This window comes from Bacillus sp. mrc49, from assembly GCF_002803435.1.
Genome location: NZ_PHNG01000066.1, coordinates 1 through 353, shown reverse-complemented (window position 1 = coordinate 353; position 353 = coordinate 1). Strand labels below are relative to the sequence as shown.

The following is a 353-nucleotide window of genomic DNA, read 5'->3' as shown; positions in this document are numbered from 1 at the left end:
GAACAGACCAATTTTGATGTGCAACCGCCGTCGGAACTAAGCCGACAGCGCGCTGAAAATAGAAGATAACTTTTTGACGAATCTTACAATCTCGTCTGGGGAATAAGCGGCAAAACCCAGTACCAGCGCCCCCTCCGTGGGTTGCCCGGTATAAAAATCGATCAGGCCATAGACCTTCATCCCCTGGGCGGCGGCGGCCTGAATCAGGCGCCGTTCAGTTGCCGCGTCGGCTACCGGACAAACCAGTTGCAACCCGCCCTGCGGCAAACGCGGCTGAGTCCAGGCGCCAAGATGCTGATGAACCGCTGCATGCAAGATCTTCAGCCGGGCCTGATAGGTTTTGCGCATATTCC

Annotated in this window: 1 protein-coding gene; it reads right to left on the bottom strand. The window is 56.4% G+C overall.

Going from position 1 to position 353, the window contains the following annotated elements:
* Nucleotides 1-36: 36 nt before the first annotated feature.
* Nucleotides 37-353 (bottom strand): hypothetical protein (locus tag CVN76_RS00495; RefSeq protein ID WP_442857519.1); only part of this gene is annotated, 317 nt, incomplete at its 5' end.